The 26463-nt window shown below is 52.3% G+C and carries 29 protein-coding genes, 1 tRNA gene and 1 pseudogene; 17 read left to right on the top strand and 14 right to left on the bottom strand.

What is annotated here, in order from left to right; genetic code table 11:
- Positions 1-16: 16 nt before the first annotated feature.
- The 5 genes and pseudogenes from traN to AC5FXQ_RS11270 all read left to right on the top strand — a co-directional run.
- Positions 17-901, top strand: a complete 885-nt coding sequence (traN, locus tag AC5FXQ_RS11250; RefSeq protein WP_493602526.1) for a conjugative transposon protein TraN — start codon at positions 17-19, stop codon at positions 899-901.
- Positions 898-1695, top strand: coding sequence for a hypothetical protein (locus AC5FXQ_RS11255; protein WP_493602527.1), 798 nt, complete (start codon positions 898-900; stop codon positions 1693-1695). Before traN ends, AC5FXQ_RS11255 begins: the two co-directional genes overlap by 4 nt.
- 42 nt (positions 1696-1737) lie before the next feature.
- Positions 1738-2037: a hypothetical protein gene (locus AC5FXQ_RS11260; protein ID WP_493602528.1), complete on the top strand. Its 300-nt coding sequence runs from the start codon at positions 1738-1740 to the stop codon at positions 2035-2037.
- A 67-nt stretch (positions 2038-2104) separates the two neighbouring features.
- Positions 2105-2263, top strand: coding sequence for a hypothetical protein (locus AC5FXQ_RS11265; protein WP_493602529.1), 159 nt, complete (start codon positions 2105-2107; stop codon positions 2261-2263).
- A pseudogene (locus AC5FXQ_RS11270) lies at positions 2250-2984 on the top strand (recombinase family protein); the annotation flags it as partial. The gene AC5FXQ_RS11265 and the pseudogene AC5FXQ_RS11270, both read left to right, overlap by 14 nt.
- A 15-nt stretch (positions 2985-2999) precedes the next feature.
- Here the strand turns inward: AC5FXQ_RS11270 and AC5FXQ_RS11275 are convergent.
- On the bottom strand, positions 3000-3449 hold the full coding sequence (locus tag AC5FXQ_RS11275; RefSeq protein WP_493602530.1) for a hypothetical protein: 450 nt from the start codon (positions 3447-3449) through the stop codon (positions 3000-3002).
- A 310-nt stretch (positions 3450-3759) separates the two neighbouring features.
- Positions 3760-3833, bottom strand: a tRNA-Arg gene (locus tag AC5FXQ_RS11280).
- A 191-nt stretch (positions 3834-4024) separates the two neighbouring features.
- Between AC5FXQ_RS11280 and AC5FXQ_RS11285 the strand changes: the two genes are divergently transcribed.
- Entirely contained in the window at positions 4025-4441 is a 417-nt protein-coding gene (locus tag AC5FXQ_RS11285; RefSeq protein WP_299989175.1) for an organic hydroperoxide resistance protein, read from the top strand.
- Positions 4442-4496: 55 nt separating this feature from the next.
- Here AC5FXQ_RS11285 and sucC read toward each other — a convergent pair whose 3' ends face one another.
- Both sucC and AC5FXQ_RS11295 read right to left on the bottom strand, forming a co-directional pair.
- Positions 4497-5699: an ADP-forming succinate--CoA ligase subunit beta gene (sucC, locus tag AC5FXQ_RS11290; RefSeq protein ID WP_493602531.1), complete on the bottom strand. Its 1203-nt coding sequence runs from the start codon at positions 5697-5699 to the stop codon at positions 4497-4499.
- A gap of 209 nt (positions 5700-5908) precedes the next feature.
- Positions 5909-6436, bottom strand: coding sequence for an SRPBCC family protein (locus AC5FXQ_RS11295; RefSeq protein ID WP_493602532.1), 528 nt, complete (start codon positions 6434-6436; stop codon positions 5909-5911).
- A gap of 490 nt (positions 6437-6926) precedes the next feature.
- Between AC5FXQ_RS11295 and AC5FXQ_RS11300 the strand changes: the two genes are divergently transcribed.
- From AC5FXQ_RS11300 to AC5FXQ_RS11335, 8 genes are all read left to right on the top strand, one after another.
- Positions 6927-8015 carry an AI-2E family transporter gene (locus AC5FXQ_RS11300; protein WP_493602533.1) on the top strand — a complete coding sequence of 363 codons (1089 nt, stop codon included), beginning with the start codon at positions 6927-6929 and terminating at the stop codon, positions 8013-8015.
- Positions 8016-8126: 111 nt separating this feature from the next.
- Positions 8127-8792 carry an ABC transporter ATP-binding protein gene (locus tag AC5FXQ_RS11305; protein WP_493602534.1) on the top strand — a complete coding sequence of 222 codons (666 nt, stop codon included), beginning with the start codon at positions 8127-8129 and terminating at the stop codon, positions 8790-8792.
- Positions 8793-9087: 295 nt separating this feature from the next.
- Positions 9088-9894, top strand: coding sequence for a hypothetical protein (locus tag AC5FXQ_RS11310; protein WP_493602535.1), 807 nt, complete (start codon positions 9088-9090; stop codon positions 9892-9894).
- Positions 9895-9997: 103 nt separating this feature from the next.
- The gene (locus tag AC5FXQ_RS11315) at positions 9998-11917 is read left to right on the top strand and encodes a RecQ family ATP-dependent DNA helicase (protein WP_493602536.1); all 1920 of its coding nucleotides are present in this window, start codon (positions 9998-10000) and stop codon (positions 11915-11917) included.
- Positions 11918-11971: 54 nt separating this feature from the next.
- Positions 11972-12964, top strand: coding sequence for a 2-hydroxyacid dehydrogenase (locus AC5FXQ_RS11320; protein WP_493602537.1), 993 nt, complete (start codon positions 11972-11974; stop codon positions 12962-12964).
- A 43-nt stretch (positions 12965-13007) separates the two neighbouring features.
- A complete protein-coding gene (locus AC5FXQ_RS11325) occupies positions 13008-14459 on the top strand; it encodes an L-lactate permease (RefSeq protein ID WP_493602538.1) in 1452 nt (483 codons plus the stop codon).
- Between the two features lie 221 nt (positions 14460-14680).
- Positions 14681-15658 carry a helix-turn-helix domain-containing protein gene (locus tag AC5FXQ_RS11330; RefSeq protein WP_493602539.1) on the top strand — a complete coding sequence of 326 codons (978 nt, stop codon included), beginning with the start codon at positions 14681-14683 and terminating at the stop codon, positions 15656-15658.
- A gap of 90 nt (positions 15659-15748) precedes the next feature.
- On the top strand, positions 15749-16810 hold the full coding sequence (locus tag AC5FXQ_RS11335; protein WP_493602540.1) for a class I SAM-dependent methyltransferase: 1062 nt from the start codon (positions 15749-15751) through the stop codon (positions 16808-16810).
- 12 nt (positions 16811-16822) lie between these two features.
- Here AC5FXQ_RS11335 and AC5FXQ_RS11340 read toward each other — a convergent pair whose 3' ends face one another.
- The 4 genes from AC5FXQ_RS11340 to AC5FXQ_RS11355 all read right to left on the bottom strand — a co-directional run bounded on the left by AC5FXQ_RS11340 (position 16823) and on the right by AC5FXQ_RS11355 (position 18936).
- Positions 16823-17284, bottom strand: a complete 462-nt coding sequence (locus tag AC5FXQ_RS11340) for a hypothetical protein (RefSeq protein WP_493602541.1) — start codon at positions 17282-17284, stop codon at positions 16823-16825.
- Positions 17285-17378: 94 nt separating this feature from the next.
- The gene (locus AC5FXQ_RS11345) at positions 17379-17867 is read right to left on the bottom strand and encodes a GNAT family N-acetyltransferase (protein WP_493602542.1); all 489 of its coding nucleotides are present in this window, start codon (positions 17865-17867) and stop codon (positions 17379-17381) included.
- Between the two features lie 10 nt (positions 17868-17877).
- Positions 17878-18507, bottom strand: a complete 630-nt coding sequence (locus tag AC5FXQ_RS11350) for an HAD family hydrolase (RefSeq protein ID WP_493602543.1) — start codon at positions 18505-18507, stop codon at positions 17878-17880.
- A complete protein-coding gene (locus AC5FXQ_RS11355) occupies positions 18508-18936 on the bottom strand; it encodes a nuclear transport factor 2 family protein (RefSeq protein ID WP_493602544.1) in 429 nt (142 codons plus the stop codon).
- A 64-nt stretch (positions 18937-19000) separates the two neighbouring features.
- On the opposite strand from AC5FXQ_RS11355, the gene AC5FXQ_RS11360 reads away from it, so the two are divergent.
- Positions 19001-19633: a YdcF family protein gene (locus tag AC5FXQ_RS11360; RefSeq protein ID WP_493602545.1), complete on the top strand. Its 633-nt coding sequence runs from the start codon at positions 19001-19003 to the stop codon at positions 19631-19633.
- Positions 19634-19768: 135 nt separating this feature from the next.
- On the opposite strand, the gene AC5FXQ_RS11365 is transcribed toward AC5FXQ_RS11360, so the two are convergent.
- Positions 19769-20056, bottom strand: coding sequence for a DUF1330 domain-containing protein (locus AC5FXQ_RS11365; protein ID WP_493602546.1), 288 nt, complete (start codon positions 20054-20056; stop codon positions 19769-19771).
- A gap of 156 nt (positions 20057-20212) precedes the next feature.
- On the opposite strand from AC5FXQ_RS11365, the gene AC5FXQ_RS11370 reads away from it, so the two are divergent.
- Positions 20213-21157, top strand: a complete 945-nt coding sequence (locus AC5FXQ_RS11370; protein WP_493602547.1) for an NADP-dependent oxidoreductase — start codon at positions 20213-20215, stop codon at positions 21155-21157.
- Between the two features lie 58 nt (positions 21158-21215).
- Positions 21216-21758: a DinB family protein gene (locus AC5FXQ_RS11375; protein ID WP_493602548.1), complete on the top strand. Its 543-nt coding sequence runs from the start codon at positions 21216-21218 to the stop codon at positions 21756-21758.
- A gap of 27 nt (positions 21759-21785) precedes the next feature.
- On the opposite strand, the gene AC5FXQ_RS11380 is transcribed toward AC5FXQ_RS11375, so the two are convergent.
- The 5 genes from AC5FXQ_RS11380 to AC5FXQ_RS11400 form a co-directional block, all read right to left on the bottom strand.
- Positions 21786-22769, bottom strand: coding sequence for an ABC transporter ATP-binding protein (locus tag AC5FXQ_RS11380; protein WP_493602549.1), 984 nt, complete (start codon positions 22767-22769; stop codon positions 21786-21788).
- A 92-nt stretch (positions 22770-22861) separates the two neighbouring features.
- A complete protein-coding gene (locus tag AC5FXQ_RS11385) occupies positions 22862-24445 on the bottom strand; it encodes an amidase family protein (RefSeq protein ID WP_493602550.1) in 1584 nt (527 codons plus the stop codon).
- A 7-nt stretch (positions 24446-24452) separates the two neighbouring features.
- Positions 24453-24839, bottom strand: a complete 387-nt coding sequence (locus tag AC5FXQ_RS11390) for an SRPBCC domain-containing protein (RefSeq protein WP_493602551.1) — start codon at positions 24837-24839, stop codon at positions 24453-24455.
- Between the two features lie 21 nt (positions 24840-24860).
- Complete coding sequence (locus AC5FXQ_RS11395) at positions 24861-25076, bottom strand: VF530 family protein (protein WP_299989241.1); 216 nt, start codon at positions 25074-25076, stop codon at positions 24861-24863.
- Between the two features lie 85 nt (positions 25077-25161).
- Positions 25162-26370 (bottom strand): porin, encoded by a 1209-nt coding sequence (locus AC5FXQ_RS11400; RefSeq protein WP_493602552.1) that lies wholly within the window; start codon positions 26368-26370, stop codon positions 25162-25164.
- Between the last annotated feature and the right edge of the window lie 93 nt (positions 26371-26463).

The raw sequence follows: 26463 nt of genomic DNA on the forward strand, positions 1-26463 counted from the left end.
ACCAAAATTTTTGCATATGAAAAAACACGCGATCATGACAACTACTGTTGTGCTGCTTTTGCTGATCACACGCATCGCTAGCGCACAGCAACTGACTTCCGGAGAGGGAGCAAGTGTTATCCCAGCAGCTCCCTTGGCTCTTTCGGAACAAAAAACAACGCACCTCGTTTTTCCCGCTGCCATCAAAAGTGTGGACAGGGGAAGCGGGGATATACTGGCTGAACCGGCGTCGCCTACTGACCATGTGCTCCGGGTAAAAGCCGGGAAGCGGCATTTCAGGGAGACGAATCTGACCGTTATTACTGCTGACGGAGGGCTGTACACTTTCACGCTTACCTATGCTGAAAATCCGGCCGTACTCACACTCAGGCTTGGGAAGCGGCCATGGAACCAGAGCGGTGCCGTGCCGCTGAAGGGAGACAGATTTTCAATATCCGCCCTAGAGCAGGCAACGCGCCGTGTCGCCGGCTGGCCGGTGACGCATGGGCAAGCAAGGACCAGAAAGCACGGGGTGGAGCTGCAACTGGATGGGGTTTTCGTGCTGGAGGATGTCATGTTTTACCGGCTGAAACTGCGCAATACCTCTGTCATCAGTTACGAGACGGACCAGCTGCGCTTTTTTGTCAGGGACCGAAAGCAGGGCAAGCGAACCGCTTCACAGGAGCTCGAGTTGACACCCCTGTATGTACATGGGGATGCCGACCTCATTCCCTCAGATGCAGAACAGGTGCTGGTGTACGCGCTGCCGAAAATGACAGTACCGGATGACCGCTACCTGTTCATCCAGTTGCAGGAGAAGCAGGGCGGGCGTAACCTGCAGCTGAAGTTGGGCAGCAGGGCATTGCTGCGATCCATTAAACTTGACCAGCGATTAGGACCAACCATAACAGCAGAAAGATGAATGAGAAAAATTTTGAGTTCCTCCGGGACCAGGTGCGGTACACGGGTTTCGGTGACGGGTTGCAGTCCGAACTGCGGGAGAAGATGCAGAGCGGCGTTACCTCCTTTGATTTGTTCCACAATGCCAGCTTCGGAAAAGACAGGACCGCCGCGGTGCTGCATTTTCGGAAATCCGATCAGCAGGACATGTACTTTTTTAACAAATACCTGGTCGTACTCCGCCCGGAGGATCCGATGCGGATTACGGAGCAGACCTTCTACATTAACAAAGGCAACAATATCACGCTGAAGGAAGCCTATAACCTGCTCAGTGGTCGGGCTGTGAACAAAGACCTGACCAATAAGGAGGGCCAGCTCTATAATGCCTGGCTGCAACTGGATTTTAAGCGGACGGAAGGCAACGGCAATTTTGCTGTCAGGCAGTTTCATCAGAATTACGGTTTTGACCTGGAAAAAGCCTTGACTGCCCTTCCGATAAAAGAATTGGGTAGCGAACAGGACAAAACCCGCCTGTTGGAGTCGCTGCGAAAAGGTAACCTGCAGCAGGTCTCATTCCTGACAAGCAGCGGGGGTGAGGTAAAATATTTTCTGGAGGCAAGCCCGCAGTTTAAGTCCATTCATGTCTACGACGAGCAGTTGCAGCGGGTCAGGCAGTCGGAGGCACAGCGGTTGCAGACAGGGACCGCACTGAAAACCGGTCACAAAGAGGAACGGCGGCAATCTTCCGCAGAGGAAGAGGATGGCATTGGGACAAAGCGGCGGGCACAGCGGCGGGGCAAATCGCTTGGCTCCTGATAGTACTGTCTGCCCGCCTGAATAAAAAGCGCCATCCGGTATATGGAACAAGAGCAGCTATTGAAAACATTTTTTGGCAGGACTGTGCGTGACCCCCGCATCGGGGTATCACACATCGCCCTCTACGGGGCACTCTGTCTGCAGTGGGTAGAAGCAGGGTGCAGGGACCCTGTGCAGGCTTACAGTCATGAATTGATGCCTATTGCCAAGATATACGGCAGTGCCACCTTCCACAAAGTGCTGCGGGAGCTGGATGCCTACGGCTACCTGCGCTACGAGCCCTCTTATAACCGGCTGCGGCGAAGTCGGATCTACCTGGAAGTAGGGCAATACGAGGAATAGTAGGGCGGAACACTGTGTTCCGCCTTTTCTTTTAAAACTGTCTAGTCAGCAGAAAATCTTGTATTCCATGGATAAATTGAAGTCTGTCAGCCCAGAAAAAGCGGTGCAGCTATTGCGCAAGGAGGGGATTGAAATATCCCTGGAGGAGGCGAAATCAGTTTTGGAATTTTTAAGAATAATTGCTAAACTGACTGTAAGTCAATATATAAAAGATGGAAACAGCTGATTTATATATAAGAGTAAGCACAGATGAACAGGCAGACAAAGGATACTCACAACGGGACCAGGAGGAGCGGTTACTGAAATATTGCGAACAGCAAGGGATCCGGGTACGGCATGTAATTTTTGAGGACCACTCGGCCAAGTCTTTTAACCGGCCTGCCTGGCAGAAGTTGTTGCAGGAACTCAGGAAGCAAAAGGGGAAGACTGACCTGGTGCTGTTCACCAAATGGGACCGGTTCAGCCGGAACGCGGGCGACGCCTACCAGATGATCAGCACGCTGCGGAGACTCGGGGTGGAACCACAGGCAATCGAGCAGCCACTGGATTTAGCGGTTCCAGAGAACAAGATGATGCTCGCCTTCTACCTGGCGGCACCGGAGGTGGAGAATGACCGCCGGGCATTGAATGTGATCCGGGGCATGCGGAAGGCAAAGAAGGAAGGCCGCTGGATGGGGGCGGCGCCGATCGGCTATAAAAACAAGACCACGGAGAACGGCATCAAATATATCGGTCCTGTAGAACCTGCCGCCTCCATTGTGCGCTGGGCATTCGAAGAACTTGCCACAGGACGATTCAACACCGAACAGGTCTGGAAAATGGCCCGTGAAAAGGGGCTTAAATGCCAGAAGAATAATTTCTGGTTGTTCATTCGCAATCCCGTCTACTGTGGGAAAATCTTTATTGCCAGGTACAAAGACGAAGAAAGTTGTTTCGTAAGGGGTTTGCATGAGCCCCTGATTTCAGAAGACCTCTTCAATCAGGTGCAGGATATATTGGACGGCAGGGGACGCCACTACAGGCCGAAAGCGCAGACCGAATGTGAGTTCCCGCTGCGGGGCTATCTGCAATGTCCTGTGTGCGGGAACCTGCTCACTGCCAGCAAGTCGAAGGGCAGAAATGCCTACTATGCCTACTATCACTGCCACAAAGGCTGCCCGCACCGGACAAGGGCAGAGCAGGTGCACACCGTTTTCCGGCGGGAGTTGCAGAAATATACCCCGCGGAAAGAATTTTATACTCTCTACAGGGAGCTGTTGCGGGAAGCGTTCTACGGGCAGACAAAAGAACAAGTGGATGAACGGCAGGGATTGCTCCGGCAGATCAAGGATTTTGAGCAGCGCATAACGCGTGTGCGTGACCTGGTGGCTACCGGACAAATCGAACCGGAAGACTACCGCGAAATGAAACAATCCTATACTTCCAGCATTGAAAAACTGGAGGCAAAACTGAGCCATTTAGCGCGCGAGACGGACATTGAGGGGCTTTTTCGCAAGGGACTGGACCGACTGATGCGCTTAGACGAAAGCTATGATCTGGGTAACACCATGGAGAAAAGGATGCTGATCGGTTCGATTTTTCCCGAAAAACTGATAATTGAGAACGATCGAGTTCGAACCGCCCGGGTGAACGAAGTATTGTGTCTTATTTACTTGATTAACAGGCAATTAGAAGGTCAAAAAAAATGGACAAAAGGCAGAAAAAGCCTTTTGTCCAGTCAAGTGCACCCGAGAGGATTCGAACCCCTAACCCTCGGAGCCGAAATCCGATATTCTATCCAATTGAACTACGGGTGCTTTCCGTGTTGCAAAAATAGAAACAATGTGCTAAAAAGGAAATTTTAGTAGCAATAATTATAGTTCAGAAACGCAGATCCGGCAGGTATAGCATTGTCATAATTACATAATTAGTTCATACCTAAAACAATATGAATAAATTGGGAGTTAGTAAATAATATTTCAAATCAAGCAAACAGAATCAGGAAGCTATGGAAAAAGTGTATACAGCAGAGGTTACTGCTACAGGAGGCCGCCGTGGCCATGTGACGTCGTCTGACGGAGTTATTGATATGCCACTCTCATTGCCTGAAGGTCTGGGAGGGGAGAAGGGGAAGTCCAACCCCGAGCAGTTATTTGCTGCGGGCTATGCAGCCTGCTTCCAAAGTGCTTTACTGCTGGTTGCCGGTAAGCATCATATCCGCCTTAATCCCGAATCTACTGTGAAAGCACATGTGGATCTGCTCAAGTCAGAAGATGGTAAATACGGGCTAGGCGTGAAGCTGGAGGTGCACCTGCAGGGGCTTGAAAAAGACAAAGCGAAAGAGCTCGTGGACGAGGCGCATGAGGTATGCCCCTACTCAGTCGGTACGCGGGGTAATATCAATGTAGAGTTAGAGATTGTTTAAAAACAGAAGGGGCTGCCAAAACTGGCAGCCCCTTCTGTTTTATTTGCTATCGGAATTAAGCTCCTACTTCAGCCAGTACCTGCTTCACTTTTTCAGCAGCTTCTTTCAAAGCTACGGCAGAGTATACCTTCAAGCCAGACTCGTCGATGATGCGGGCGCCTTCTTCAGCGTTTGTTCCCTGCAGACGAACAATGATTGGCACGTTGATGTCACCGATGTTCTTATAAGCTTCTACAACACCATTGGCAACACGGTCGCAACGAACGATACCGCCGAAGATGTTGATCAGGATAGCCTTCACGTTCGGGTCTTTCAGGATGATGCGGAAACCAGCCTCAACCGTCTGCGCGTTTGCCCCACCCCCTACGTCCAGGAAGTTAGCAGGTTCACCGCCAGAAAGCTTGATGATATCCATAGTTGCCATCGCAAGACCGGCACCGTTTACCATACAGCCTACGTTACCGTCCAGCTTCACATAGTTCAGGTTAGACTCGCTTGCCTCAACTTCCAACGGATCTTCTTCCGTAATGTCGCGCAGGGCAGCCAGGTTCTTGTGACGGAACAGCGCGTTATCGTCCAGATCCACTTTGGCGTCAACAGCCAGAATCTTGTTGTCTGAAGTCTTCAATACAGGGTTGATCTCAAACATAGAAGAGTCTGTCTCCACATAAGCTTTGTACAGGTTGGTGATGAATTTCACCATCTCTTTGAAAGCTTCGCCTTGCAAACCGAATGCAAACGCAATCTTATTTGCCTGGAATGGACGCAAACCGATTGCCGGGTCAATCCACTCTTTGATGATTTTCTCAGGAGTTTTCTCAGCCACTTCCTCGATGTCCATACCACCTTCAGTAGATGCCATGATCACGTTGCGGCCTTTGGCGCGGTCCAGCAGGATGCTCAGGTAGTACTCCTTCGGATCAGATTCGCCAGGGTAGTATACGTCCTGCGCTACCAGTACTTTCTGTACCAGTTTGCCTTCAGGACCAGTCTGGTGTGTTACCAGCGTCATGCCCAGGATGTCGTTAGCGATTTGCTTCACCTGATCCAGGTTCTTCGCCAGCTTCACGCCACCGCCTTTACCACGGCCACCCGCATGAATTTGTGCTTTGATCACATGCCATCCTGTACCGGTTTCTTCGGTCAGTTTCATGGCCGCTTTTACAGCTTGGTCTGGCGTTTCCGCCACAATGCCTTCCTGTATGCGAACGCCGTAGCTTTTTAGAATCTCTTTAGCCTGATATTCGTGTATGTTCATGCTTTCAGTTTTTATGGACGCACGAAAGTAAGCCTTTATCGGCTTAAATTCAAGTAATAGGTTTTTAAAATATACACTGGCGGGTACAGCACACTGGTAATTTTAAAAGTCCTTGTGCATCTTACCATTGCGTAATGAGTATGACCTGCAGTCGAATGATGCGACGCATGGAGCTGCCTGGGCTAGTAACGACAGGCGCAAATCCTGTATTAGGCAAAGGCCACAGTGTGTACCAAGGTGCTGTTGTGAGGCTTGCTGGAATAGTTTTTCAGAACGGATTTCCACCTGCCTGTTTCGGCGAAATGTTTGACTACCCTGTTTTTTTTCTGGAGCAGACCTGTAATGTATTTTTTCAGGAATAACTTGTCGAGCATGCTGCCCAATGCTCCATAAGGAGATGAGTAATTAAAAATGTCAGTTATTACGGTCTCGCCGCCTGTTTCCTCAAAAAAACGTTCGTGCTTAAATTTTACAAATGACCGCTTTTCCATCTCTTCAACAAAATAGCAAGGCCTGTCATACGCTGTAATCTTGCTGGTTATATGCAGCCACAGGAAAAAATGCTTTGCTCGCCAGGTCACTGTTTCGTTATAGCTGATAAGACCAGTTGTAACTCCGGCTATAGCCTGCTGCCCAGAATGCCGGGTCGAGATGGCGTGCAAGTCTATACTTCTCGATAAGTCGAAGCAAAGGGATGCCGGGGCATCAACAACCGTTTCTAGCGTGATAATGGGCATAAGGTATAACGTAAAGATTTTAAATTACTTCCTTAAAATATCTTGTAATCATTCTGCCTTCGCAAACAGGGGATAACGATTTCAAGTAGCGACGGCCACCATCCAATCTGAAAAAGTCATCCAGTCCAGGGCAAGGTGCTCTTACATTTCAAAAGCGAATACCGAAGCAAGATGTGAATATAGTTATTTTTATATAAATATGGGGCAAATTTTTTCCCGTAGCCACCTGCTAGTTCCCACACCCTGCTAAGTACATAAAGACTCATTTCTGATTGATAAATGTATAATCCGGACTGCTCAGGTTTTTCTACTCACGCGGATGAAATTGCTTTGTGCTCTGTACGCAAGCAGGTTTTCCATGTGTTATGCTTAACGCCTTTGCTTAGGTAACTCCTTGAAACCTGCCAACTGCTATGCAACGATGTTTTTGCTTTTAGAGTAATGATGAAGGTATATAGCTTCGGCCTATTATTTTACTAGACAGCCCTGCATGCAAGATATCTACACCTATGCTCGCCGAATTGCACTGGCCGCATTTATTTTCTTTCTGGTGGCGGCAGCCTTTTACCTGATCATTCAGCTCACACATTTTCTACTGCTGGTGTTCGCAGGTATACTGCTGGCGGTGCTTTTCACGAGCCTGTCAGAGTGGATGAGCGCTAAGACAGGCTTTGGAAGGGGGCTCAGCCTGACCATCGTGACCATTTTGCTTTTTGGGATACTGGTCGGTCTGGGCTTTATTGTGGCGCCAACGGTCGGGGAGCAGGTCAATGAAATGGGCGATTCCATACCCCAGGCCTGGGAAGATCTGAAAGATAAGCTGCGGGAGACCACCTGGGGGGAGCAGGTGCTCCACGAGGTGGAAAATGGAACGGGCAAGATGATACCGGAATCCAAAGCCATCTTTTCGCGCGTCACCAATATGTTCACCTCCACACTGAGCATTCTTACTGATTTACTTATCGTGTTGATCACAGGCTTGTTTCTGGCGGCAAACCCGCTGCTCTATACCAAAGGCTTTGTGAAGCTCTTTCCGGTCATGAGGCGCAACCGGGTATACGAGGTGCTCAGCCTGTGCTACGATACGCTGCGGCAGTGGCTCTGGGGCATGTTTCTGGCCATGTGTCTTATTGGAGTGACAGTATGGCTGGGCTTTACGATCATAGGGCTGGAGCTGGCTCTGCTGATGGCGCTGCTGGCTTTTTTCTTTGCTTTTATTCCGAACATTGGACCTATCATAGCAGGCGTGCCACCCATCTTGCTGGGCTTGCTGGACAGTCCCCAGATGGCGCTGCAGGTATTCCTGGTCTATAGTGTCATCCAGGGTATAGAGGGCTATGTGCTGACGCCCCTTATCTTCCAGAAAACAGTGGCGCTGCCTCCGGCGCTGCTGCTGTTCTTCCAGGTACTGCTGGGCATTGTGCAGGGTGGGCTGGGGCTTTTTCTGGCGGCGCCGCTGCTGGCAGTGGTCATGGTGATCGTGCAGGAAGTATATATCAAGGATGTGCTCGAAAAACCGGCTTCGCCTGAGCCGTCTAATGCCGCAGGCAGTTCAGGTGCCGAAGCAGCAGGCTCCTAGAGGGTGCTCCGGCAATGGCCGGTGCTAAATTTTGAAGAGCAGGTACCGCACTTATACCTTTTGTTTTGTAGCTTTGGAAGGTCCAACACTTTCAACCCAATTCGTTAAGCTGTGCTGCAGGTAGTCAACGTTCACAAAAAATACGGTTCGCTAGAAGTTCTAAAAGGCATTGACCTGACCATTCATGCCGGAGAAGTTGTTTCTATTGTGGGTGCTTCTGGTGCCGGCAAAAGTACGCTGCTGCACATCCTGGGCACGCTTGACTCAGCTGATAGTGGCGACGTGCTGTTCGATGATAAGAACATCTCCCGCCTCAATCCGGCTGAGCTGGCCCGTTTCCGTAACCGGCACATTGGCTTTATCTTCCAGTTCCATAACCTGCTGCCTGAGTTTACAGCCCTCGAGAATGCCTGCCTGCCGGGCTTCCTGGCTGGTCGCCCGGAGTTGGAGGTGACCGAACGGGCAGCAGAATTGCTGAGCATGCTCAACCTGAGCCACCGCATGCACCACAAGCCCTCCGAAATGTCGGGAGGGGAGCAGCAGCGCACGGCAGTGGCACGTGCCCTGATCAACTCACCCCGTATCATTTTCGCCGATGAGCCCAGTGGTAACCTCGACTCTAAAAATGCCCAGGAACTGCACGAGATTTTCTTTAAGCTGCGCGATGAGTTTAACCAGACCTTCGTGATCGTGACGCACAACGAGCAGCTGGCTACCATGGCCGACCGTACCCTGATCATGAAAGACGGTCTGATCGTGCAGGAGGTAAGGGCATAAGCTATACCTGATCCCTTCTTCATAGTGCTATAACCGACCATCACCTGGGCGGATATTTCCCATGCCCCAGGTTTTAACCGTCCTTCTGGTTCTCCCGACTACCTCAATTGTAATTTTCACGTACAATATATCCCCTCTTTGCCTTTTAGTACTAAATGAAAGGCTGGTTCCGGGGTAAATATACCTTGCTGAAAATATTTTATAAGTCACTGATAACCAGTTATTTATAATGGATATTTTTTTAGTTTTTTTGCACCATTTCAGGAGCAGGTATGTTTGATATATATACTAAAACATGAAAACTAACGAAAATATGAGTCAAGTGAATAAAGAAACAAAAGTGGAGAGAAAGCCGAAGATTGAGAGCTATGATATAGCCAAATCTGATGAGACGCTTCACTTAGCTGTTGACCTGGCTAAGTTTATAAAAGAGAACAGGTTATATCAAAATATACAAGGGAAAGAGTACGTGAACGTGGAAGGCTGGCAGTATGCCGGTTCTCGTCTGGGTATCCTGCCGGTAGTAGAGCATGTGGTGAACATCAGTACCGACGAGGAAATCAAATACCAGGCGAAGGTAAACCTGCTCGACCTGCGCAGTCAGCAGGTGGTGGGTGCCGGCTTTGCGATCTGCTCCAACAAAGAGCAGGGCAAGAAGTACTACCAGGAATTTGCAATTGCCTCGATGGCGCAGACACGTGCCATTGGTAAGGCTTACCGCAATATTCTGGCCTGGATCATCCGTGCGGCTGGTTACGAGCCAACTCCGGTAGAGGAAATGGACTATGCAGGCAATGATTCGTCTGCCAAGCCAGCTGTTCCTACTGAGAAAAAGGCAACCATGAAGGCTGCTCCGGCTACAGCGGCTGCGGAAGCCGCCGCCGCGGATGCTGAACCGGCCACGGCTGGTGTGCGTTATGCATCGGCTAAGCAGAAAGAGGAGATTATCCGTCTGCTGAACAACCCGGTGATCACACGCCAGGAGAAGACCAAGATGCTGCTCAACATCAATAGATTTGACGAAGAGCGTGCTGCGCAGGCGATCGATAAGCTGAAGAAGGTGATCGAAGACCGTGAAGATGGTCAGTCTGCTGCCGCTTAATACTAAATAAACCGCACTTAAAGCCCGCCCTTCTGGAGGCGGGCTTTTTTTATGCCGAATCTCTCCGCTATACCTTATCTTCGCCTTTGTAAAGCACGCACCCTTGCAAGACATCCACCACATACTCAAAACCTACTGGGGCTACGACCAATTCAGGCCGCTGCAGGAAGATATTATCCGCTCGGTGCTGGCGGGGCAGGATACCCTGGCGCTATTGCCGACGGGTGGGGGAAAGTCGATCTGCTTTCAGGTGCCGGCCATGGCCATGGAGGGGATCTGCCTGGTGGTCACGCCGCTGATTGCGCTGATGAAGGACCAGGTGGAGCAGCTGAAGAAGCGCGGTATACCTGCCGTGGCTATCTTCTCGGGGATGAACCGTCGCGAGATCGATATTGCGATGGACAACTGCGTGTATGGCAACATCAAGTTTCTATACCTGTCGCCGGAGCGTTTGCAGACCGAGCTGTTTCAGGAGCGGGTGAAGCGGATGAAAGTGAGTCTGCTGGCGGTGGATGAGGCGCACTGTATTTCACAGTGGGGCTACGACTTCCGGCCGCCATACCTCGAGCTGGCAGCCCTGCGCGAAACACTGCCGGCTATACCTGTGCTGGCCCTCACGGCTACGGCTACAGAGCAGGTGCGACTGGACATACAGGAGAAGCTGGCTTTCAAAAAGCAGAATGTGTTTGTCAAGAGTTTTGCCCGGGCCAATCTGTCTTACTCCTGCCTCTATACCGAAGATAAAGTAGGACGTTTGCTCGAGATACTGCAGCGCATGCCGGGGCAGTCCATCGTGTACGTGCGCAGCCGCAGGCAAACGGTTGAGATAGCCCGCTTTCTGCAGAGCCGGCGTATACCTGCAGCGGCCTACCATGCGGGACTCAAATTCGAAGAACGCAACAGGACACAGCAGGCCTGGATTGAAGACAAGGTACGCGTAATCGTGGCGACCAACGCCTTCGGCATGGGCATTGATAAGCCCGATGTGCGGCTGGTGGTGCATCTCGATCTGCCAGAGAGTCTGGAGGCTTATTACCAGGAAGCAGGCCGCGCCGGTCGTGATGAGAAGTATGCTTATGCCACGCTGCTCTACGGCCCCAGCGACACCATCGACCTGCTGCAGAAAGTGAAGGAGGCCCATCCACCACTGGAGCTGATCCGACGGGTGTACCAGTGCCTGGCCAATTACTACCAGATAGCGGTGGGCAGCGGCTTCATGGGCAGCTTCGATTTCGACCTGGCTGCTTTCTCCAAGAACTACAAACTGTCTGCCCTTGAAACGCACCACGCCATTAAGCGGCTGGAAGGGGAGGGCTATGTGCAGCTGAACGAGGCCTATTACAGTCCGTCGCGGCTGTACCTGCTGCTCGACAACATGGCGCTTTATGAGTTTCAGGTGGCCAATGCCGAGCACGATGCCCTGCTGCGCCTGATCCTGCGCATGTATGGGGGTGAGGCTTTTACAGGTTTTGTGAAGATATCGGAGCGCAAACTGGCCGAGCAACTCAAAAAGCCAGAGCAGGAGGTGCGCCGCAAGCTCGAGTACCTGCACAAACTACAGGTGCTGGTGTACGAGCCGAAGCACGATGCACCACAGTTGGTCTTTACCGCTCCCCGCCTGGATGCAGCTAACCTGCCACTCAATCACAAAAAGCTGGAACAGCTGCGTGACCGTGCCATGAAGCAGGCCCAGGAAATGGCGCACTATGTAGAGACTACCGATCGCTGCCGCACACAGTTGCTGCTGGAGTATTTCGCTGAAGTCAGCGACAAGAGCTGCCGCATCTGCGACTACTGTCTGGCGCAGCGCAAAAAGGAGCGGGAGGGACAGCAACAGCAAGCCCTGAGGCAGAAGCTGCTGGAAGTGGTGCAGCGCAAAAATCTGCTGCCGAAAGAGCTTGTGCAGCAGTTCGAAGCCAGGCACAGTGACACAGTCACAGAGTTGCTTCGTGAGCTCGTGGATACAGGCATTGTGAAATACGCCGAGAGCGGTAAGCTATACCTGGCAGCAGAACAGGTATAACCCATCGGAAGTTTTTCGTATAGTCTTGTACCTGATCACCAAAACCGCTGCATCATGAACGTCCTCTTTTTCAGTTCCAAAGTATACGACAGCACTTTTTTTAATGCCGCAAACGAAGCCCACCGGCACAAACTCAGCTACCTGGAGGTACCACTTAACAAGAACACCGCCGTACTGGCCAAAGGATACGAAGCAGTTTGCATATTCGTAAATGACACGGCTAATTCGGAAGTGCTGCAGCTGTTGGCAGAGCAGGAGGTAAAGTTGATCGCCTTGCGCTGTGCTGGCTTCAACAACGTGGATCTGGAAGCAGCACGTAAGCTGGATATGAAAGTAGTGCGTGTGCCCGCTTACTCGCCTTACTCGGTGGCCGAGCATACCCTGGCGCTCATCCTGACGCTTAACCGCAAAACACACCGCGCCTACAACCGGGTAAAAGAGGGCAACTTTGCACTAAACGGGCTGATGGGCTTTGACCTGAACGGCAAGACTGTCGGCCTGATCGGACTCGGAAAGATCGGGCTTGTGACGGCAAAAATTCTGAAAGGCTTTGGCTGCCGCGTGTTGGGCTATGACGTTGAGAAAAAAGATGAATTTGACGAGATAGGTATAGAATTTACCGACCTGAGCAGTCTCTACACCAAGTCTGACATCATCTCACTGCACTGTCCGCTCACGCCACAAACCCACCATATCATCAACAGAGAAACCATTGCTCAAATGAAGCCGGGCGTGATGCTCATCAATACCAGCCGGGGAGCGCTCGTTGATACCAAAGCTGTCATTGCCGCACTCAAGAGTGGTCAGATCAAATACCTGGGCATCGATGTGTACGAAGAGGAAGCCGATCTTTTCTTTGAGGACCTGTCGGACCGGGTGATACAGGATGATGTGTTCATGCGGCTGCTCTCGTTCAACAATGTGCTGATCACGGGGCACCAGGCCTTTTTCACGAGCAACGCCCTCGAAAGCATCGCCGCTGTCACACTGCAGAATATTGAGGACTTTGAGCAGGGGCGACAACTGGAAAATGAAGTAAAGGCCTAAGCTATACCTATACCTGGTTATACCTCCGCCACAAACTCCTGACATGCCCTACCTGCTCTCCTTGCTGCCTATACTGCTGCTGGTTGTGCTCTCCCTCACCAGAGGGGTGAAGGTGGCGGTGCTGGTTGGGGCGGTTGTCACTACAGGGCTTTTCTTTTACTGGGGTGCTACGGCAGCGCATTTTATGGCCGCGATGGGAGCCTCATTGCTCACAACAATCAACATTTTGATGATTGTGCTGGGCGCTACCTTCCTCTACAACATCATGTCCGAAAACGGGCTGATCAACCAAATTACCCATTCGCTCGATCAGCTGCATCCTTCCAAAGAGATCCGCTTTTTTCTGCTGGCCATCGGGCTCACAGCCTTTTTTGAGGGAGTGGCTGGCTTCGGAACGCCAGGCGCGATCGTGCCGCTGATACTGGTTGCCCTTGGGTTTGAGGCTGTGCTGTCGGTAGCGGTGGTGCTGCTCTTTGATGGGCTCTTTGCCATATTCGGAGCCGTGGGCACGCCTCTGCTCACAGGCCTGCAAATACCCCTGGAGTTGCCTGATGCTGCCATACATGATATCGCCTGGATGGCTGCAGGAGTCAATGTGCTTGTCGGACTGCTGATTCTGTGGCTGGTATTCCGGATGGTGGCCCGCAGCCATGGCGACTTGCAGCATCGCAGGCAGGTGCTGTTGCTATACCTGTTCATCGCGCTTCCCTTTCTGTTGCTGGCCTGGTTGGCCGCCGAACTCGCCACCGTGCTGGCCGCCCTGACCATGCTGGGCCTTTCGGTGCTATACCTGCGGCAGAAAGGAGTGAAGATCGACCTCAGGCCCTGGCTGCCTTATGCACTGCTCGCAGTTATGCTGCTTTTGCCAAAACTCTCTCCGGTGCTGCGGAGCTGGCTGGGCTGGGAGCTGGCATTTGAGAATATGTTTGGCACAGGTATACGGGCTGCCATCAGGCCGCTTGCCTCCCCCTTGCTCCCTTTTGCGGCGGTTGGGCTGGGGGTAGCTGTGCTTTACAAAAGCAAGTCGCTCTACCTGGCTGCGCCGCTTAAAAAAATGCTGTCCGTCTTTGCCGTGCTCTTCCCATCCATCGCCATTGCCCAAATGATGATCTACTCCGGTGTCACACAGCCTTCCATGGTTCGGTACATCTCTGAAATGCTAAGCGGTCTGGGACCTGCCTATGTGGTATTTGCGCCTTTTGTGGGCATCATGGGTGCTTTCATCACGGGCAGTACCACCATTTCCAATGTCGTATTCGGGGCTTCGCAACTCGAGACGGCCACCGTGCTGGGGCTCAACCCCAATGTGCTGCTGGCGCTGCAGCTGAGTGGTGCCGGACTAGGCAATGCCATTTGCCTCTTCAATATTATCGCGGCGGCATCTGTGGCAAACATCCAGAACTATAAGGCCATTCTTGCGGCCAATATGCTGCCCACGCTTCTGGCAGGAGCACTGGCGGGCGTATTTGGCTGGCTCGCTCTGACCCTGTTTTGATGCAATTGATTTACTCCCTTTTCTGCTACAAGATTTGTTAACTTATACTTTACAGCCCTAGGTCAGTGTCACAGTGCGGTTCACCCAAAAGCGGATATAAACTTTAATTAAATGCATAAAAAGTGCTACTTTTTTGGGTAAAATCATGTTGTAATAAATAGGGAAGCCCTGCAATTTTAAAGAGTGACAGACTCAAATGAGAACAGATAGGCATTAGCGGGGTGAGCATCCTTCACATTACGGGCGAAATAGACGATGGAGGGTATGTAGGGAAATTTAATAAGGTATTTGTGCCCAGAAATGAAATATTGACCTTTGATACAATTGCTGCCTTTGAAAGAAAAATAAACCACGATACACGGCCCTATGATCCGGGCCTTCAGTTCCTGCCAGGACGCATGGAGGAAAGGCACCAACATGTTGACCCAAAGCTGGGGATTCCAGCTTTGCGGAGAAACTTTAACCTGATCTACCTCCTCCTCGATGGCCTGCATGATATCCGGCTTGATGACAGGCACCGCTGGCTCATGCCCCATGATCTGGTCATTGTACCGGCCAATGTGCTATATGCTTCCACTAATATCAAAGACTGCAAGGGCTTCTGTATAGAATTCACAACAGAGTTCCTGGAGCCGGTCATGCAGGGAGCCCTGTCAGAGCAATTTCCATTCTTTGATCTGGATGCCGAGCATGTCATCAGCCTCACCTCGCACGAAAGCAAACTGTTGCAGCGGTCGTTTGAGGACATCATAGAAGTATACAGCGGCCATTCGAGGGAGAAAACACAGTTGCTCCGCGATTATATCCATATCCTGCTGTTGCTCATCCGTGACTGCTACAAAGCCAGGTACACTGTCTACATCAAAGAAAAAGCTACCCGTGCCGTGCAATTGACAAGTGCCTACCAGCACCTGGTCGATGAGCATTTTCGCGATATGCACGAGGTGCAGCAGTATGCCAGTTTACTCAACATCACACCGAAACACCTGGCCGATGTTGTGAAAAGCACCACGGGCAAACCGCCGCACGAAATGATTCATAACCGGCTCTTACAGGAGGCCCGTACGCTGCTCAGCAACACAGAAATGAGTATGGCTGAGATCGCTTATGCGCTGCATTTTGAGGACCAGTCGCATTTCAGCCACTTCATCAAGCGCAAGACCGGGCAGACCCCACTGGCAATTCGGAAGGGCTTCTGATTTGCACAAATTATTCCGAAATTTATACAATACTTCTTGATATAAGTGTTTTAATTTTAGGTTGTTATCTTCAAACTAAACACTACTGCTATGAAAGAGAATACAATTAATAGAGAGCAGGTCAGGCCGGAGCGGGTAGAGGATTTTGCACACCACGTACTGGATGACCTGAGCGCTGCCGAGCGAGTCAGGATGTCTTTTCTGGGCAGCCAACTGGGGCTTTACAAAGCGATGGTCAATGCAGGGCCCATGACGGTAGGTCAGATTGCAAGGAGCGCCGGAGTCAGCATCAGGCTGGTCAAACATTGGGTGGACAGCCTGTCCGCAGACGGCTACCTTCTGCACGAGCCTGAAGCCGACACCTTCTGCCTGCCCGAAGCGCATGCCATTGCGCTGACAGACCCAACCAGCCCCCACTACATAGGTAACCGCTTCCTGAAAGGAAATGGAGGCCAGCAAGGTAAGCCTCGTGAAATGGCACTGCCAACAGTAGGCAGCTATGCCAAAGGAGTAGGTCTGCTACCTGAAGATGTGTCCGGCCGGTTTTTCAGTGAGGAATATCTGTCAAGCCTGTTGCATAGCTGGATTCCGGCTGTAAAGGGACTCGCTGATCAACTGGAAGCCGGTATACTGGTAGCGGATCTGGGCTGCGGTCGTCACGGGGCTTCGACGCTGGTGATGGCTCGCGTTTTCCCTAACTCGACTTTCCTGGGGTTTGACAGGTATGTCTCCTCCGTAGAGCGTGCTAACCTGCTCGCCAAAGAGAAGCATATCTTGAATGCACACTTTGAGTGGGCTACCGAAGAACAGGTATATGCTTACCAGTATGACCTGATCACGCTTATCGAAACTTTGCACTGCATGGGGGACAGTCTACAGGATCTGCTCTCCGAATGCTACCAGGTGCTCAAAGCAGATGGGGTGCTGATGGTGGCAGAAGCCAAGGACAGCAGCATCGTAAGCGAAGAGCAGTACCAGCGCCTGCGCTCCTCCAGAGCATTGCCTGTTTTGGAAGAGCACATATACCGGGTAGAGCGCGGTATTGACGGACACGAGCACGAACTGCATAAAGCAGCTACAGCAGCAGGTTTTTCAGTTTTTCGTAAAGTAGCGGAAACCCTCTACGACAAGGTATACGAACTGCGACGCTAAGCTGCAAGTAAGCTAGAGTTTGACTTCTACCGTTTCCTGCCGCTTGTCGTGGTCCAGCGTCTGGTCGTAGTGAAACACTGTTTCGTAGCCGTTGATGGATACGACTTTGGTTACGTCCAGCACCAGCCGGTCCTGTTCTTTGTGAATCTCCTGCAGTTGCTTGTCCAGCTGCAGGGGCGCAGTCTTGAGGGGCAGCTCCTGGAATGGCATCCAACCGAAGGTGGTGTCCAGCACGATCTCGTCTTTGGGCAGGGTGGTGCTGATGCGGCGCAGCCTGAGGGTCAGGTTCATCTTAGAATCCTGCCAGCGGGCTTCGCTGTAATCTGTTTCCGTAAAAATTTTGAAGGCCACCTCTTTGTTGTACACAGACGAGTCTGGGATAGGCATTCCTTCTTCTTTTTCTTTGTCGCAGCCGCTTGTGAGCAACAACAAAAACGCCAGAAGGGGCGCAAGGGTGCGGATTGTCAGAACCATGATAAACGTAAGTAGAAGCTGTTAGGGGAAGGCAACATGCGGTGTTACCTACTTAGCATTACGGAGCGTCCCGGCTTCAGTTTTCGGTTCCGGATTAGTTTTTTCTCGAATTTCCCGGCTCCTGCAGTGGCAGCACCATGTGCTGAGTAGAAGGGGTGAAGCCCAATGATTCCCAGAAGCGGATGGCCTTCGGGTTTTGCACCGATACCTGTAGTTCGAGGTGGTCGGCTCCCTGGTCGCTGAGCCACTTTCGGGCGGCCTCAAACAATTCCTTGCCGATGCCTTTGCCACGATATTCGGTACGCACCACCGTCTCGCCAATGTAGCCTTTGTTGGATAGCTTAAAGCCTGCCGAGCCGGGCCGTAGACTGGCCACCAGCATACCTGCCCAGGTTTCCCCATCCTGGTACACAAATACCCGCGTGCTTTTATCCTTGAGGCGGTGGAGCAGCTCTGTCTTCAGAGCCTGCTCGCTGCCAGGCCTAAAGCGGAACACGGCATGATGAGACTGGTGCAGGTCGAGTAGCAGGCACCAGAGCTCGTAGAGTTCGTCAATATCCTCAGGCTGGGCTTCGATGATCATGGAGGAGCTATTAGAAAAGCGTGGTCAGATCGCTGATGCGCTTCAGGCGGTGCTCGTACTCATCCACTTCGCGGTAGCCGTAACCGGCATGGATGAAGGGTACACCGGCTTTCTTGCTGGCATCCAGGTCGCCGGGGGTGTCGCCTACATACACGGGAGCCTGCAGGTTGTTCCGCTCCACGATAGCTTTCAGGTTCACATCTTTGGGATCGCCGGTGCGGCCGGAGCACTCGAAGTCACCGAAGTACCTGCCCAGGTCGTGCCGCTCCAGAAAAGCCTCGATGTAGCCGTCCTGGCAATTGCTCACGATAAAGAGTTTGTACTTGCTGTGCAGGTAATCCAGCGTTTCCTCCAGTCCCTCGTACAGGTCGCCACCATGCGCACGGATGTGGGCCATTTCTTCTTTGCCACTCACTTCCATCAGCTCCTGTCGCTGTTCCTGGTCCAGATGCGGGAAAAGCATATCGAAGATCAGGTTGTGCTGTGTGCCGGCAATGGAGCGGATCTTGTCAGGGGTGATTTCCTGAATTTCGAAGTCAACCTTCTGGCGGGCGGCGCTCCATGCTTTTGCCACGGTCTGGGCGGCATCCCAGAGGGTACCGTCTAGGTCAAATATAATACTGTCTATCTGGTTCGTCATTTATTGGGTATTGTAAGGCGGTATAAAAGTCACCTCTACGATCAGGCCATCCTTTACGCGGTATACGGCTATGGCGTCGGTGCGCGGCTCACCTTTTTTTCGCTGCACCTTCTCCTGGTCGATCACCACATCGCCCGCCACAATGCGGTTCACGATCTCGCAGTGCAGATCCGGGGTGTTGGCGAACATGGCGCCATAGCGTTTGTGCAGTTCGTCGCGGCCCTGGTAAGTAAGCACGCCGGGCTGGCGGTATACCTTCACGGTGTCGCTGAAGGCGCTGGCAAACAGGTCGATGTCGCGGCTGTTGTAGCCTTTCAGCTGCAGCTCTACCGGTTTTACAACGGCAGGCGTTTCAGGTTTGCTTTGGCTCATGGCAGTGATGCTGCTGAATAAAAGGATGGTGAGAGGTAGCAGGTATTTTTTGATCATGCACAAAATTAGGCAATTTTGCGGGGATATACCTTGCGCATTTACATTGCGTATAAGCGGAGCTATGATAGAAGAACTCATCATTCGCGCACTTTGCGATACGATACCTGATGAGCCGGTAGACGGCTTATTTCTGTTCGGCCAGACCGAAGACAATCAGCAGGCAGCCTTTGAAACAGCCCACCAGTTTCTGCAAAACGGCCGCACCGACAGGGTGCTCTGCCTCGGCACCAAAGCCATGAGCGGCTATCCCGGATTTGAGGTATGGAAAGAGGAGATGAAAAAGCTAGGTATAGGAGAGGAGCAAATTATACCTGTTCCGCCTGTACCCGCCGATACCGACATGCTGCATACTTTGATCGAAGCCACATCGGCAGTGCGCTACGCAAGGGAGCAGGGCTTTAAAAATATGGTAGTGACGGCAGCTCCTTTCCAACAGCCCCGTGCTTTTATGACAGCCATCACCGCTGCACTACGGGAGTACCCGTCGCTATACCTGTACAGCCTGCCCGGCAAGCCCATGCCCTGGCAGGAGGAAGTGACGCACTCGCAAGGCAAACTCGAAGACACCCGCGCCGGACTCATCACTGGCGAAATGGAGCGCATCCGCTGCTACCACGACCGCAATGATCTTATTTCTGTAAAAGAAGCACTCGACTACCTGAACCGGCGGGATAAAAAGAAGTTAGATTCGTAATCTGTCTCTACCTCCAATTTAAGTATAAGGAACAATTTGTTTAATCTGTCATCTCGACAATAGGAGAGATCTGAATTAACTCAAAGCCTGAGCCATACTTCAGATTTCTCCCAAAGGTCGAAATGACAGGAGATTTTAAACTCCCTCCACTGCGATCATGCGGGTGCTGGAGGCGCTTTGGCGCAGGGCTTTGGCTGGTGCGTATTCTTCTGAAGACCACCAGGCTTTCGCTTGCTCCATGGTTGGGAATTCCAGAATCACAATACGCTGTGGCTCTTGCTCGCCTTCCAGTAACTCAGCAGCGCCACCGCGCACAATGAACTTGCCGTCAAAAGGCTCCAGTGAGCCTGGCGTAAGTTTTTTGTAATCTTCATAAGTGGCAGGATCTTTTACTTCCACCTCTACTATAATGTATGCTGGCATAGGTTTAAATGTTTGGGTTATTGTGCGTGCATATTAGGTATAATCTGCTGCAGCTGCAAATGTCAGGCGTATTACAAAGACTCCTACTTACCGGGACAACTTTTTGCTCTGGCTTCAGTTTAGAATAATCTTGGTACAGGACAAAACTTGTGAACTATGAAAGCATACATTTTACATGAACCGGGAGGGCCAGACAAATTACAGTTGGAAGAAACGGACCGCCCCAAGCCAAATAAAAATGAGGTGCTGGTAAAAGTCAGGGCTTTGAGTATAAATCCTGTCGATACTAAAACCAGGGAAGGTAAATCGCTTTACGACAAGCTGAAGGAGACACCGCCCGTTATTCTGGGCTGGGATATTTCGGGTGAGGTAGTAGAAGTAGGGGACGAGGTGCAATATTTTAAACCTGGTGACGAAGTGTTTGGGATGGTAAATTTCCCGGGACACGGAAAGGCCTATGCCGAGTATGTGGTGGCCCCTGAGGCACATTTGGCGCATAAGCCGGCTAATGTGCCGCACCACGAGGCAGCGGCTGCCACCCTGGCGGCTCTCACAGCCTGGCAAGTGCTGGTGCACGAGGCCGGTATACAGCCTGGCCAACGTGTGCTCATACATGCCGCTGCGGGAGGGGTAGGCCATTTCGCTGTACAGATCGCCAAATATTTCGGCGCTTCCGTGATCGGAACGGCCTCAGCTGAGAACCACGACTTTCTGCGCAATATGGGTGCTGATGAACAGATCGATTACCATGATTTTAATGTGGAAGATGTTGTGATGGACATGGACATCGTGCTGGACTCGCTGGGGGAGGAGAACACCCGACGCTCTCTCAAAACGCTGAAGGAGGGCGGTACGATCGTCTCCATACTAGGGGGCGCAAAAGAAGAGGTGCAGGCGCTGGCAAAGGAGCGAAACATCGACGCAAAGAGTTACCTGGTGCACTCCAGCGGCGAAGACATGGCCAAAATAGCTGACCTGATGAGCCAGGGACGGCTGCAGGCACATGTGTCGCACGTATATGACTTCGAAGACATGGCCAGGGCGCACCAGCAGGTGGAGACCCGCAAAACACGCGGCAAGGTTGTCGTGCATGTGAGCTGAGGTCGGGAAGACCTGCCGCAGCTGCTTAAACCATGGAGTATACCCTAAACCAAATCTTATGACACAGACCAAAAACCTCGAAGTATGGCTGCGCGGCCCGCTGCCTGACGTACCCGCTCTGCTTCAGCCAGTAGCCCATGCGTTGCTACAAACCCGTGAAGAAGTCGGAAGTTTCATGGAGGACTTCCCGGATGAACTGCTCTGGGAGCGACCTGCCGGTGTGGCCTCAGTGGGTTACCACCTGCAGCACCTCACCGGTATATTGGAGCGCCTGTTTGCCTATGCCCGTGGCGAGCAATTGAGTGAACAACAGCTGGCCTATCTGTATGCGGAAGGCAAGCCGGTAGGGGAGGACAAGCAGTCCGAAACACTGGTGCAAAAGTTTAACGAGCAGGTGGACAAGGCCCTGGAGCAACTGCGGCAGACAGATGAAAACAGCCTGACTGAAAGCAGAAGGGTAGGACGTGCGCAGGTGGAGTCCACCGTGATGGGCTTGCTGTTTCATGCTGCCGAACACAGCATGCGCCATGTGGGGCAGCTGCTGGTAACGGCACGGGTGCTGCGGGAGCGGGAAATGTCGAATGGCAATATGGTGGATTAGCAGGTATAGCGCCGGAACAGAAGTTGATCAGATCACAGTGATATCCTCTGCCAGAACAGTCAGGTATACCTTGTCACCTGTAGCGGCAGGTATAGCCTGCGTTCTGACCGTGACGCTGATGCCTGGTAGCTGCACCTGCACATCATAGTAGCCGCCATAGAACGTTACCTTTTGCACGGTGCCGGCCAAAGAGCTGGCAGTATCACCTGCGAACTTGAAATGCTCCGGGCGTACCACTAGGTCACGTCCCTGGCTGTCTATACCTAGCCTGGCTGCAAATTCCGAAGCTGCGTCAGCGGATATCAGGTTGTAGCTGCCAAACAAACCGGCGGTATAAGCATCCACTGGGTGGTGATATACTTGCTCAGGAGTGCCTTGCTGTATGATGCGCCCCCCTTTGATCACCAGGATGCGGTCGGCCCAAGAGAGGGTGTCGTGCGGGTCGTGGGAGATGAGAATGCAGGTGATGGCAAGCCGCTCCGTGATATCGTGGATAACCTCCTTCAGTAATTCCTTGTGTCCTTTGTCGAGGTTGGAGTAGGGCTCGTCGAGCAGCAGCAGGCTGGGCCAGGTGCTGAGCAAACGGGCGAGGGCTATACGCTGGCGCTCGCCACCCGAAAGCTGATTGGTTTTGCGCTGGGCCAGGTGACTGATGCGGCATACCTCGTACAAGGTTTCGGCCTCGTCGCCCTGCAGCATGTTGGCATAGCGCAGCACCTGCTCCACCCGCAGAAACTGGGGCAAATCGTAGTGCTGCGAAAGATAAGCAATCCCTTCGTGGCCGGGCACCAGCTTGTCGTGCGGACCGATCACTCTTTTGCCTTCAAAAGTGATCTGGCCGGAGCTAGCCTGCACCAGCCCGGCGATAGTTTGCAGCAGGGTGCTTTTGCCGGACCCGGTTTCGCCGGCTATCGCAATTTTCTCGTACTCACCTTGCTGAAAGCTGATGTCATTTAAAACAATACTCCCTTCTTCCTGCACACTTATTCCGGAGACCTCTAAAAAACTCATTCTATCTGAAGGGCTTAAATTCGATTAGTTGGATTTATTGGGAGCAGTAGCAGCGGTTCTATACGCCAGCGTGCTGTTGCACCTTGTCAGCTTTACTGAGCTGCTGCCGCTTTCCCGCTGAACCTGTGCGGCGGCTTTCTGTGCAGGGTACCTTGCTCGTAAGAGTAGGTATAGCGGATCAGGGTAGGCTCATCAAACATACGACCCAGAAACTGCAGTCCGGCCGGAAGGTTGTCATAGGTATAGCCCATGGGCACGGTAAAGGCCGGCTGACCGGTATGCGGTGCTATTACTTGGCTGTTGTCGCCTTTATAACCTTTGAAGTCGCCTACGCGGGCAGGAGGATGGTTCCAGGTCGGGTAAACAATGGCACCCAGCTCGTGCTTGTCCATAACCCGCTCAATGGCCTCTCTAAATGCAATTCTTTTCGGATCGTTAAAAGGGTCGGAGCAGGTATGCCGGGGGTTGTTCTGGTTCTGCTGGTGCTCCAGGAAGTACTTTAAGTTCTCCTCGATGTAAGGCGAATACTTGCCTGAAGCCACAATTTCCTGCAGATTCTTAACGGGTACCTTCTCTCCCTGAGCGGCCAGGTAGGCGTTGATATCCTCCTGAAAAACATCGCACCACTGGTCTTTCCGCAAACTGTCAAAGCCAGAAATCTCTATCGGGTCTACGATCACGGCACCGAGCCTTTCCAGGTCGGCGATTGCCTGTTCAAACAGCGCCTTCACCTGTGGGTCCGGGTCTTTGTCGCTGAGGCTACGCAGCACGCCGATGCGGGCACCCTTGAGCCCGTCCTTGTCCAGGAATTGGGTATAGTTCTGAGGGACCTGCCCCTGACTGTATCGGGTGACCGGATCATTCGAATCGTAGCCGGCGATCACTTCCAGGATCCGGGTGGCATCCTCGACGGTGCGTGCCATGGGGCCGCCTACATCATTGCGCAGGTAGAGCGGCACGATGCCATGGCGACTGGTCAGGCCAAGGGTAGAGCGGAAGCCAACGAGGGCGTTGTGCGAAGATGGACCGCGAATGGAGTTGCCGGTATCGGTACCCAAACCAACGGTGCCCATGTTAGTGGCTACGGCAGCGGCAGTTCCACCACTTGAGCCTGCCGGCACGTGTTCCAGGTTGTATGGGTTCAGCGTTTCTCCTGCAATGGAGCTGATCGAGACCATCGGACTGAAGGCCCACTCTGCCATGTTGGACTTAGCCAGCACGATCGCACCAGCTTCCTTCAGCACCCGAACCTGGTAGGCATCCTCTTCAGGTATAAAGCCTTCCATGGCCGCTGAGCCTGCCGCCGTCTGCAGGCCGATGGTGTTGTAGTTGTCTTTTACAATGATCGGAATGCAGTGCAGCCGCCGCAGCTTCTTCGTGCGCTGGTACTCCCGGTCCATTGCCCGGGCAGTGGCGATCGCCTCCTGGTTGGTTACCACAATGGCATTGAGCCGGGTGGGCTGATCGTAGGTTTCAATGCGCTGCAGGTAGGTCGTTACCAACTGCTCGCAGCTACAGGTGCCTTCCTGCAGGGCCCTGTGAATGTCGGCGATGCTTGTCTCCTCTATTTCAAAAGGAGTTGCTGTGACCACACTTTGCCCGGCTTTGGGACTGCACTGGGTAAGCAGCAGAAGGCAGAGCGACAGGAGGAGGCTGATGGCAGAAGGCTGATGCATAGGCTTACTACAATTCGTCCTCGTAAAACTCGATCAGGGCACCAAAATAGGCTTCGTTCCAGCCTTCCACGATGTCGTCATAGTCCTCGTCAGGTATGTTGAGGTGGCGCAGTTCGGCGGAGGTGCCATGCTTGTGCGGGTGCAGTTTGATAGTTACGATTGATTTGTCAGCCTGTTCGCCGAAGTACCATTCCTGCACCAGCATTTTTCCTTCCTCAAACTCCAGGTTCTTGCCCACGATGTTACCCTCGAAAAGTGAGAACTCCGAGCCGGGCTCCGTCGACATCTCTGCCGGGTCGCCTGTCCACAACTGGATGGTGCTGGGGTTGGTCAGGGCCACATACACCTCCTCAGGGGCAGCCGGAATGATATAATATTTTTTGTAGTCTTTCATGTCGATCGCTTTTGTAAGGTCCTAGCTGAAGGTTCTGATGTAAAGCTCTTCTACTTTCTGCCTCGCCCAGGGTGTTTTGCGCAAAAACTTCAGACTGGAGTTGATGCTCGGGTTGTTGTTGAAACTGTTGATGTTGATCTTATAACCCAGCTCTTCCCAGCCATAATAGTCTACGAGCTGCACCAGGATGCGCTCCAGTGTTTTGCCGTGCAGGGGGTTGTTTTTCTGTTCTTCCATACGCAATTGTTAGGGCTTGCAAGTTCCACACATTATCCTGAATACGCAATTTAATTAGCCGGAGGCCGCTATACCTGTTCGCGGCCTATATCCCCAGCTCGATCTGCACGCCGGCCGTCCAGTGGTAATCGTTGTTTACGGGCAGGAAAGGATTGAAAGAGTGGTAGCCCACATTAGCCTGTAGCTTGAGGCGGTGCGCCCGCAGGTATTTGGTTACGCCTGCCAGGTAGGCCTCTTCGGTGTTTTCCAGAGAGCGCACTTCCTGATTGGGCGTTATGCGGGAGTAGCGGCCTGCCAGTTCCACATTGTTCGGGAAGATATAGCTGAGCTGGTAATTTTGCCCACGGCCGGTGAGGGTGTGGCGTCGATCGCCTGTAGCATTGAACGTAATCGGGTTGTCAGCCTCCCTCGCCATATACTCGGCATACAGAGCCATCCCTCTGTACTTGAGCAGGCCATCAAAAACATAGGTTTGCATGTCGGTTTGCTCATACAGGTCACGACCGATCTGGCCTCCGGTGCGGCGGGCGTCTTCATTATGGCTCATACCGCCTGCCAGCGAAAGTTTTGGGGTCGGCTCGCGCTCCAGGTCTCCCTCAAAATAATCGCCTCCGTTGGTAAACTTGCCAAAGGGGAGGAGTTCCACACGCCCGGTATAGGCAAGGCCTTTGTCAGTCGAGAACACGTTGCGACCCTCACCAGCCGTCAGAGCGCCTTTGAGCATGTAGTGGAAACCGCCGAACTGATTGCTATACACCGCCTGAAAGCCAAAGTCACGGTCTACGTTGAAAGCCACGTTCACGATAGAGCGGTCAATGAACTGTTGATCACCGGAGGAGATCACACGCTGTCGGTTGCCGGGAAGTTTGGTTTGACCGAAAGCAAACTGCCAGTTGTCATTTGGCCGGTAATACACGACTGCATCCCGCACCACATTAGGGCTGGTGTTGATGTTGGATTGATCGCGCATGCTCCAGTCCATGTCACCGCGCGAGAAAGAGAGCTGTATGTTATAGGTCAGTTTGGGCGAATACATAAAACCCTCGAAGCGCAGTCGCAGACGTCGCACCCGCATCTCATACTCCGACACCCCAAAGTCGTCCTTTGCAATGGAGTTATACATGGCCCGGCTCTGTACACGAAACCGCATGTTGATCGAGAAGGAGCTGTCCGGTGTCACGATGCCAACGCCGCGTTTGAAGTTGAACAGCGGCAGATTACCTTCCGGCGTCTGTGCTATAGCAGCTATAGGACATGCCAGCAAAAGCGCTAGCAATAGGGTATGAATTTTCATGTTTAGTCTCTGGCTCTTATCAAATTCAACTGGCTCTCAGAGCTTAAAAAGGACCAGTGTGATCAGGTGTAATTTCAAAGTAAACAGCAATGC

This window comes from Pontibacter sp. LHS1, from assembly GCF_058932855.1.

Bases quoted from the DNA above. Each gene is read 5' to 3' on its own strand.
- traN (WP_493602526.1), top strand. From the start codon at position 17: ATGAAAAAACACGCGATCATGACAACTACTGTTGTGCTGCTTTTGCTG.
- AC5FXQ_RS11255 (WP_493602527.1), top strand. From the start codon at position 898: ATGAATGAGAAAAATTTTGAGTTCCTCCGGGACCAGGTGCGGTACACG.
- AC5FXQ_RS11260 (WP_493602528.1), top strand. From the start codon at position 1,738: ATGGAACAAGAGCAGCTATTGAAAACATTTTTTGGCAGGACTGTGCGT.
- AC5FXQ_RS11265 (WP_493602529.1), top strand. From the start codon at position 2,105: ATGGATAAATTGAAGTCTGTCAGCCCAGAAAAAGCGGTGCAGCTATTG.
- AC5FXQ_RS11285 (WP_299989175.1), top strand. From the start codon at position 4,025: ATGGAAAAAGTGTATACAGCAGAGGTTACTGCTACAGGAGGCCGCCGT.
- sucC (WP_493602531.1), bottom strand. From the start codon at position 5,699: ATGAACATACACGAATATCAGGCTAAAGAGATTCTAAAAAGCTACGGC.
- AC5FXQ_RS11295 (WP_493602532.1), bottom strand. From the start codon at position 6,436: ATGCCCATTATCACGCTAGAAACGGTTGTTGATGCCCCGGCATCCCTT.
- AC5FXQ_RS11300 (WP_493602533.1), top strand. From the start codon at position 6,927: ATGCAAGATATCTACACCTATGCTCGCCGAATTGCACTGGCCGCATTT.
- AC5FXQ_RS11310 (WP_493602535.1), top strand. From the start codon at position 9,088: ATGAAAACTAACGAAAATATGAGTCAAGTGAATAAAGAAACAAAAGTG.
- AC5FXQ_RS11320 (WP_493602537.1), top strand. From the start codon at position 11,972: ATGAACGTCCTCTTTTTCAGTTCCAAAGTATACGACAGCACTTTTTTT.
- AC5FXQ_RS11325 (WP_493602538.1), top strand. From the start codon at position 13,008: ATGCCCTACCTGCTCTCCTTGCTGCCTATACTGCTGCTGGTTGTGCTC.
- AC5FXQ_RS11335 (WP_493602540.1), top strand. From the start codon at position 15,749: ATGAAAGAGAATACAATTAATAGAGAGCAGGTCAGGCCGGAGCGGGTA.
- AC5FXQ_RS11340 (WP_493602541.1), bottom strand. From the start codon at position 17,284: ATGGTTCTGACAATCCGCACCCTTGCGCCCCTTCTGGCGTTTTTGTTG.
- AC5FXQ_RS11345 (WP_493602542.1), bottom strand. From the start codon at position 17,867: ATGATCATCGAAGCCCAGCCTGAGGATATTGACGAACTCTACGAGCTC.
- AC5FXQ_RS11350 (WP_493602543.1), bottom strand. From the start codon at position 18,507: ATGACGAACCAGATAGACAGTATTATATTTGACCTAGACGGTACCCTC.
- AC5FXQ_RS11355 (WP_493602544.1), bottom strand. From the start codon at position 18,936: ATGATCAAAAAATACCTGCTACCTCTCACCATCCTTTTATTCAGCAGC.
- AC5FXQ_RS11360 (WP_493602545.1), top strand. From the start codon at position 19,001: ATGATAGAAGAACTCATCATTCGCGCACTTTGCGATACGATACCTGAT.
- AC5FXQ_RS11365 (WP_493602546.1), bottom strand. From the start codon at position 20,056: ATGCCAGCATACATTATAGTAGAGGTGGAAGTAAAAGATCCTGCCACT.
- AC5FXQ_RS11370 (WP_493602547.1), top strand. From the start codon at position 20,213: ATGAAAGCATACATTTTACATGAACCGGGAGGGCCAGACAAATTACAG.
- AC5FXQ_RS11375 (WP_493602548.1), top strand. From the start codon at position 21,216: ATGACACAGACCAAAAACCTCGAAGTATGGCTGCGCGGCCCGCTGCCT.
- AC5FXQ_RS11380 (WP_493602549.1), bottom strand. From the start codon at position 22,769: ATGAGTTTTTTAGAGGTCTCCGGAATAAGTGTGCAGGAAGAAGGGAGT.
- AC5FXQ_RS11385 (WP_493602550.1), bottom strand. From the start codon at position 24,445: ATGCATCAGCCTTCTGCCATCAGCCTCCTCCTGTCGCTCTGCCTTCTG.
- AC5FXQ_RS11390 (WP_493602551.1), bottom strand. From the start codon at position 24,839: ATGAAAGACTACAAAAAATATTATATCATTCCGGCTGCCCCTGAGGAG.
- AC5FXQ_RS11395 (WP_299989241.1), bottom strand. From the start codon at position 25,076: ATGGAAGAACAGAAAAACAACCCCCTGCACGGCAAAACACTGGAGCGC.
- AC5FXQ_RS11400 (WP_493602552.1), bottom strand. From the start codon at position 26,370: ATGAAAATTCATACCCTATTGCTAGCGCTTTTGCTGGCATGTCCTATA.